The following is a 7,091-nucleotide window of genomic DNA, read 5'->3' as shown; positions in this document are numbered from 1 at the left end:
TGGCGACCCACCACGAGGCGCTCCGCCGTTCACCCGCAGGCGAGGGCTTCCGATCGCCCCTTGCAGGATCAGACGTTGAAGCGGAAGTGCAGCACGTCGCCTTCCTGCACGCGATATTCCTTGCCTTCAAGGCGCAGGCGCCCGGCTTCCTTGGCACCGGCTTCGCCCTTGAACTTGATGAAGTCGTCATAGGCGATGGTTTCAGCGCGGATGAAGCCCTTCTCGAAATCGGTGTGGATGACCGCGGCCGCCTGCGGCGCGGTGGCGCCCTTGCGCACGGTCCACGCACGCACTTCCTTGACGCCTGCGGTGAAGTAGGTCTGCAGGCCCAGCAGCTGGTAGGCCGCGTTGATGACGCGGTTCAAGCCCGGCTCCTGCAGGCCCAGGTCGGCCAGGAAGGTGTCACGGTCTTCGTCATCCAGCTGCGACAGCTCTTCTTCGATGGCCGCCGACACCGGCACCACTTTCGCACCCTCTTCGGCCGCGCGCGCACGCACCGCATCCAGGTGCGGATTGTTCTCGAAGCCATCTTCCAGCACGTTGGCGATGTACATCACCGGCTTCAGCGTCAGCAGGAACAGGTCGCGCACCAGCGCTTTTTCCTCTTCGTCCAGGCCGGCCGCACGACCGGCCTTGCCATCGGCCAGCGCCGCCTGCAGCTTGGCCAGCACCGGCTTGCGTGCCGCCGCTTCCTTGTCGCCGCCCTTGGCCGAACGCTCGGCGCGGTTCAGCGCCTTCTCCACGCTGTCCAGGTCAGCCAGCGCCAGCTCGGTATCGATGGTGTCGATGTCCGACAGCGGATCAACCTTGTTGTTGACGTGGATCACGTCGGCGTTCTCGAAGCAACGCACCACGTGGGTGATCGCATCCACTTCGCGGATGTGCGCCAGGAACTTGTTGCCCAGGCCTTCGCCGCTGGCCGCACCGGCCACCAGGCCGGCGATGTCGACGAACTCGACCGCCGTCGGGATGACCTTCTGCGGGTTGATGATCGCCGCCAGCTCGTTCAGCCGCGGATCCGGCACCGGCACGATGCCGACGTTCGGCTCAATGGTGCAGAACGGAAAGTTGGCCGCGGCGATACCTGCCTTGGTCAGCGCGTTGAACAGTGTCGACTTGCCCACGTTGGGCAGGCCGACGATTCCGCATTTGATACCCATGTTCGACAACCTTTGGGGTGAAAGTGATTGGCGAAAAAGCGCACGCGCCGTTTTGCAAATCATTTTCATCGTGCAACCGCCGAGCATGTCTCGGCGCTACCCGTCTTCGCTGGGTTACTTCGGGGTATGCAGGCGCTTCATCGCCTCGTTGAAATCCCCCTGTACTGCCAATGGCAGCACATCGATGGCATCGTCGATGGCCCGTGCGATCAGCACGTCGTCGTCCTTCGATGCCCGTCCCAGCACCCACGGCACCACGCGGTCCTTGTGGCCGGGATGGCCGATGCCCACGCGCAGGCGATGGAACCTGCCGTGCCCGAGCAGACGGATGGTATCGCGAAGGCCGTTCTGCCCCCCGTGGCCGCCATCGAACTTCAACCGCGCCGCACCCGGCGGCAGATCCAGCTCGTCGTGTGCCAGCAGGGTTTCTTCAGGCTCGATCTTCCAGAACCGCTGCGCGGCGGTGACCGACTTGCCACTGAGGTTCATGTAGGTGGCCGGCTTCAGCAGCCAGACCGGCTGTCCTGCGATATCGACCTTGGCGGTCTCGCCGAACAGCTTGCTGTCCACGCTCCAGCGTGCGCCCGCCTTTTCGGCCAGGGCCTCCACAAAATGAAACCCAGCGTTGTGCCGGGTCCGGGCGTGCTCGGCGCCTGGGTTCCCCAGGCCGACGATCAGTCGCAATCCTGCCATTGTCTCTTCCTGTTACGGCCTGCCAGCGCTGCCGGCAGGTACGGCGCCCGTCCCGGGGGACAGGCGCCGCAACGGCATTACTCTGCGGCTTCTGCGTCTTCGGCAGCGTCGGCAGCGTCTTCCTTGCCGTGCTTGGCGGTGACCACGGCATCGTCGTGATCCTTGCCCAGCGCCAGCGCCGGCAGCTCAACGCCCTTCGGCAGCTTGAGGTCGGACAGATGGATCACGCCACCGGCTTCCAGGGCGCCCAGGTCGACTTCAATCGACTCCGGCAGATCCTTCGGCAGGCAGGACACGGTCACTTCCTTCACTTCGTGGGTGACCACGATGTCCGAAGCCTTGCCAGCCGGCGAGGTTTCTTCGTTGATGAAGTGCAGCGGCACCGAAGCGGTCAGGACTTCGTTCTCGTTCACGCGCAGGAAATCCAGGTGCAGGATCAGCTGCTTGAACGGGTGGCGCTGCATGTCACGCAGCAGCACGCGCTCGACCTTGCCATCGAGGTTCAGGTCCAGGATGGACGAGTAGAACCAATCGTTGTACTGGGCCAGCCAGATTTCATTGTGGTCAAGGCTGATGGCGACCGGCTCGGCGTTGCCGCCGTAGACGATCGCCGGGATCACGCCAGCGTGACGCAGGCGGCGGCTCGCACCCTTGCGCTGCAGTTCACGCTTGGTGACCTTGATTTCATGGGTCTTGGACATTTTCTACTACCTGTTGGGTGCCCTGCCGTGTGGCGGGGCGGATGAAGGCACTTCCGCGACCAGAAGTGCCCTTGGAGTTCCCTGCCGTTACCGGCCGGAACGAAAAAAAATCAATCCACGTACAACGAGCTGACCGACTCACCGAAGGCGATGCGGCGCATCGTTTCGGCCAGCATTTCCGCCACGCTGAGCTGGCGGATCTTGCTGCAGACCCGCGCGGCGTCCTTCAGCGGGATGGTGTCGGTCACCACCAGCTCATCGAGCTGGGAATTGGTGATGTTGTCCACCGCCGGGCCGGACAGCACCGCGTGGGTGCAGTACGCGGCGACCTTGAGCGCGCCGCGCGCCTTCAGGGCAGCAGCAGCGGCGCACAGCGTGCCGGCGGTATCGACGATGTCATCGACCATCACGCAGGTCTTGCCTTCGACGTCACCGATGATGTTCATCACGGTGGACACGTTGGCGCGCGGACGGCGCTTGTCGATGATCGCCAGATCGGCATCGTCCAGGCGCTTGGCGACGGCGCGCGCACGCACCACGCCACCTACGTCCGGGGACACCACGATCAGGTTTTCGGTGCCGTAGGCGCGCCAGATATCGGCAAGCAGCAGCGGCGAGGCGTACACATTGTCCACCGGGATATCGAAGAAGCCCTGGATCTGGTCGGCATGCAGGTCCACGGTCAACACCCGATCGGCACCGGCGGTGCTGAACATCTTCGCCGCCAGCTTGGCGGTGATCGGCACGCGCGAAGACCGCATGCGGCGATCCTGGCGCGAGTAGCCGAAGTACGGCACTACCGCGGTGACGCTGGCCACCGATGCGCGCTTGAGCGCGTCGATCAGCACCAGCAGCTCCATCAGATTCTCTGCGCTGGGCGCACTGGTCGGCTGGATCACGAAGACGTCCTGCTTGCGGACGTTCTCTTCGATTTCGACCTGCACTTCACCATCGGAGAAGTGCGACACCAACGCTTTGCCCGGACGCACGCCCAGTTCCTTGCAGATGTTCTGTGCGAGGCGTTTGTTGGCGTTGCCGGAAAAGACCAGCAGGTTGGGCGAATCTTGCATCATGATTGTCTCGGGCGGGGGCGAGTGGCGGAGATCGGGTTACCCCAGGCGCCCGAAGGCCCCTGCGGCTGATTGCACCACGGCATTTCCACGTCCCGCGCAGACAGCTGCGCTGGTTGGCGCGGACCAAGCCGCAAGTGGCAGGGGCGGGAGGATTCGAACCTCCGAATGCCAGGATCAAAACCTGGTGCCTTGGGCCTCTTGGCGACGCCCCTGCATCAAATGAATCAGTTACGCTCGAGTGCATCCAGCAGTGGTGACCGGCCAACGCCTGCCACCACCCACGCCCGCAACTCCTTGGACAACCCCGCCCTGCCCGCCTGCGCAGCCTGCTGCGAAGGGAACTCGACGAAGCACCCACTTCCCGACCCTGTCAGCCGCGCCGTGCCGATGTTGCTCAACGCAGCAAGCACGGCCTCTACGGCAGGCTCGCGGCGGCGCAGCACCGGCTCGAACGCATTGCCGGACAGGTATCCGGAAACGAAGTCCTCTATTTTCGCCATTGGACTGTCGCGCGTCAAATCCGGATCCGCAAACAGCGCCGGAGTGGGCACGTGGACCCCGGGATCGGCGATCACATACCACGCCGGCGGCAGCTCGATGGGGGTCAACTGCTCCCCTATGCCCTCGGCCCAGGCGTTGTGCCCGCGCACGAAAACCGGCACATCCGCACCCAGCTGCAGGCCCAGTGCGGCCAGCGCATCCGGGCCCAGCCCGGTGTGCCACAGCTGGTTCAATGCCACCAGGACGGTCGCCGCATCGGACGACCCACCGCCGAAGCCACCGCCCGCCGGAACGTGCTTTTCAACGATGATGTCAACACCTTCGACGATTTTGCACGACGCCTGCAGCAAAAGCGCCGCGCGCACGGCGAGGTCATCGGCCTCCGCCACGCCGGGCAGTGAGGCGCCTTGGCGACGCACCTGCCCGTCCTGGCGCAGGCGAAGTCCGATCCGGTCACCCCAGTCCAGCAGCCGGAACACGGTCTGCAGCTGGTGGTAGCCATCGGCGCGACGGCCGGTGATGTTGAGGAACAGATTCAGCTTTGCCGGAGCCGGCCACCAGGACCAGCCATCGGCGTCATCATGCGACGGATTCATGGGCCGGCCGCGCCCCACTGGTCGACCACCAGGCGTACCTTGGCGTCGCCCTTGCTGGCTTCGATACGCCGCGGCAGCGACTGTCGGCCATCCTGCGCCGGGTACCAGTCCAGGTAATCCACCTGCCATCCGGCCTGGCGCAGCTGGCGCGGTCGCCCTTCGGCGTCGCGCTGCAGAGCGGCTTCGCCGCTGCCTTCCAGCACCAGGCCACGGGTCCAGTCGGGCAGCTGGTTGACCGGGATGTCCCAGCCGGTCGCCTCGAGCAGGACAGCCTGCGCATCGGCGCCCTCGCGCGGGCCACCGTCCAGCCCTTCCAGCCGGCCGCCGCCCTGCGTGGCGTCACCCTGAAGGCGCCAGCTCTGCCGGGTCACCGGGGCACTGAGCTGGACCTGGTAGGCACTGCCCTGCTGGTCCCATTCAATGCGGCCACTGCCGCCGTTCTTTCCCTTGCTGACCGCCACCCGGCCCTGGAACGCCCAGTCCGGCTGGGCCCGCAGCGCCTGCACGCGTGCTGCTTCGGCACGTTCGGCAGCGGGGGACACGCTGTAGGCCACGTCCGGCACCGGGGTCTTCTGCGAGCCGACCGAGGTACAGGCGGCCAGCGCCAGGGTGACCGTTGCCAGCAGCAACGGCCGGGTCATCGAATGCATCATGGCTTGAAGGTCTCACGGACGCGCTGCAGCGCGCGGTTGTCGGGATCCAGCTTGGCGGCTTCGTCGAAGTAGCGCCGCGCCTCGTCCTGGCGGCCCATCACCCACAGCACTTCGCCCAGGTGCACGGCGATCTCGGCGTCCTTTGCCAGCCCATAGGCGCGGCGCAGCTGCACCAGCGCCTCCTCGTTGCGGCCCAGCCGATACAGCACCCAACCGTGGCTGTCGATGATGGCCGGGTTGTCCGGCTCAGCCACGCGGGCGCGGTCGATCAGCTCCAACGCCTCCTGGTAGCGGTGGGTGCGGTCGGCCAGGGTGTAGCCCAGGGCATTCAATGCGGCGACATTTTCCGGTTCGGTGACCAGCACTTTGCGCAGGTCGGCTTCCGCACGCGGGATGTCATCACGACGCTCCCAGGCCAGGGCGCGCGCATACAACAGCGCGTTCTCGTCGGGATAGGCGGCCAGCCCGCGCGCCAGCGCGTCCAGCTCGCCGGCCTCGTCGCCTGCGCGCAGGCGCAGCTCGGCTTCCAGCAGATAGGCGTCGCGGCGCGCTTCTTCGGCCAGCACCGCATCGGACTGCACCGCACGGACTTCTTCCAGTGCCTTGGCCTGGTTGCCCAGCAGGCCCTGCGCATTGGCCGCGCGCAGGCGTGCTTCGCTCAGCTCATCGCCGCCGGGCACGCTGTGGTACCAGTCCACCGCCTCCTGGTAGCGCTTGAGGTATTCGGCGATCTTGCCCAGCAGCAGGCGCTGCGCCGGATCGGGCTTGCTGGCCGCACGCGACAGCTCGGCGTACAGCGCGGTCAACGCAGTGGCGTCGTCCTGCTTGGCCAGCAGCGAGGCGCGCATGCCGTAGGTCTGGGTGTCCTGCGGGCCGCTGGACAGTACGCGCTCGGCGGCCACCGTCTCGTTCATGCCGTCGTAGGCGATGGCCACGGCATTGCGCAGGTCCACGCTGGTGCGGGTCTGCGGCTCCAGCGCCTGCAGCACCACCACGGCCTCCGCCTTGCGCCCGGTCTGCTGCAACTGGCTGGCGCGCAGCAAGGCCACGCGCGGATCCTGCGGGAACCGGCGCACCACTTCGTCGACCATGCGCTGGGCCAGCTCGGGCTTGTCCATGCGCATCGCCAAGCGGCCGAATTCCTGCCAGACCTCGATCCGGTTGGGGATCGCGTCGGCCTGGACCAGCGCCTCGAGTACCTGCGCCGGCACCCCCGGATCGCGCCCGCCACCGACCAGCGCGGCCAAGGTGAAGCGCCAGCCTTCCTCGCCGGGCGCGGCCAGCAACGCCTTCAGTTCAGTGGTCGCACGCTCCGGCTTGCCCTGGCGCATGGCCAGCGCCGCAGCGGCGCTGCGCATCGACAGCGAGCGCGGTGCGCGCTGCTGCCACAGCGCCAGCGCCTGCCCGGCACGGGCGTCATCATTGGCCAGCATGGCGATCCGGGTGGCCCGTTCGGCCAGTCCGGCGTCACCGTCACTGGCCTGCGCGGCGAGCAGGTACTGCGCGGCCGAGTCGGGCAGTTTGCCCGCCTGCAGAGCGAATTCACCTACCAGCGCGGGCTCCAGCGACGGCTCCTGGCCCCGTTCGGCCTGGTCCAGCACGCGGGCGACGGAAGGGGCTGCCAGCGCGTCGCCAGCCATCAGGCTGAGCAGCAGAACACTGGAGATGCGAATCAATGCGGGCATCGACGGCATTGGGGCCTTAAAATGTGTGC

General features: G+C 66.6%; 7 protein-coding genes and 1 tRNA gene. All 8 read right to left on the bottom strand.

Translation table 11 applies throughout. The features are described from left to right. Positions 1-68: 68 nt before the first annotated feature. The gene (ychF, locus tag CXG43_RS08950; protein ID WP_042614858.1) at positions 69-1,160 is read right to left on the bottom strand and encodes a redox-regulated ATPase YchF; all 1,092 of its coding nucleotides are present in this window, start codon (positions 1,158-1,160) and stop codon (positions 69-71) included. A 114-nt stretch (positions 1,161-1,274) separates the two neighbouring features. Then, entirely contained in the window at positions 1,275-1,853 is a 579-nt protein-coding gene (pth, locus tag CXG43_RS08945) for an aminoacyl-tRNA hydrolase (protein WP_101099649.1), read from the bottom strand. 77 nt (positions 1,854-1,930) lie between these two features. Next, positions 1,931-2,554 (bottom strand): 50S ribosomal protein L25/general stress protein Ctc, encoded by a 624-nt coding sequence (locus tag CXG43_RS08940; protein ID WP_042614860.1) that lies wholly within the window; start codon positions 2,552-2,554, stop codon positions 1,931-1,933. A gap of 110 nt (positions 2,555-2,664) precedes the next feature. Next, on the bottom strand, positions 2,665-3,624 hold the full coding sequence (locus CXG43_RS08935; protein WP_042614861.1) for a ribose-phosphate diphosphokinase: 960 nt from the start codon (positions 3,622-3,624) through the stop codon (positions 2,665-2,667). Positions 3,625-3,762: 138 nt separating this feature from the next. Beyond that, positions 3,763-3,839 (bottom strand) — tRNA-Gln (locus tag CXG43_RS08930). Between the two features lie 12 nt (positions 3,840-3,851). Then, a complete protein-coding gene (gene ispE / locus CXG43_RS08925) occupies positions 3,852-4,724 on the bottom strand; it encodes a 4-(cytidine 5'-diphospho)-2-C-methyl-D-erythritol kinase (RefSeq protein WP_101099656.1) in 873 nt (290 codons plus the stop codon). Continuing rightward, positions 4,721-5,377: a lipoprotein insertase outer membrane protein LolB gene (lolB, locus tag CXG43_RS08920; protein WP_101099648.1), complete on the bottom strand. Its 657-nt coding sequence runs from the start codon at positions 5,375-5,377 to the stop codon at positions 4,721-4,723. The genes ispE and lolB overlap by 4 nt, the downstream gene beginning before the upstream one ends. After that, positions 5,374-7,062, bottom strand: coding sequence for a tetratricopeptide repeat protein (locus CXG43_RS08915; protein WP_198551469.1), 1,689 nt, complete (start codon positions 7,060-7,062; stop codon positions 5,374-5,376). Before CXG43_RS08915 ends, lolB begins: the two co-directional genes overlap by 4 nt. Positions 7,063-7,091 lie beyond the last annotated feature (29 nt).

The organism is Stenotrophomonas sp. Bg11-02 (assembly GCF_002836635.1).
GTDB lineage: Bacteria > Pseudomonadota > Gammaproteobacteria > Xanthomonadales > Xanthomonadaceae > Stenotrophomonas > Stenotrophomonas lacuserhaii.
The sequence above is the reverse complement of the archived record's forward strand: the minus strand, read 5'-3'. Positions and strand labels throughout refer to the sequence as shown.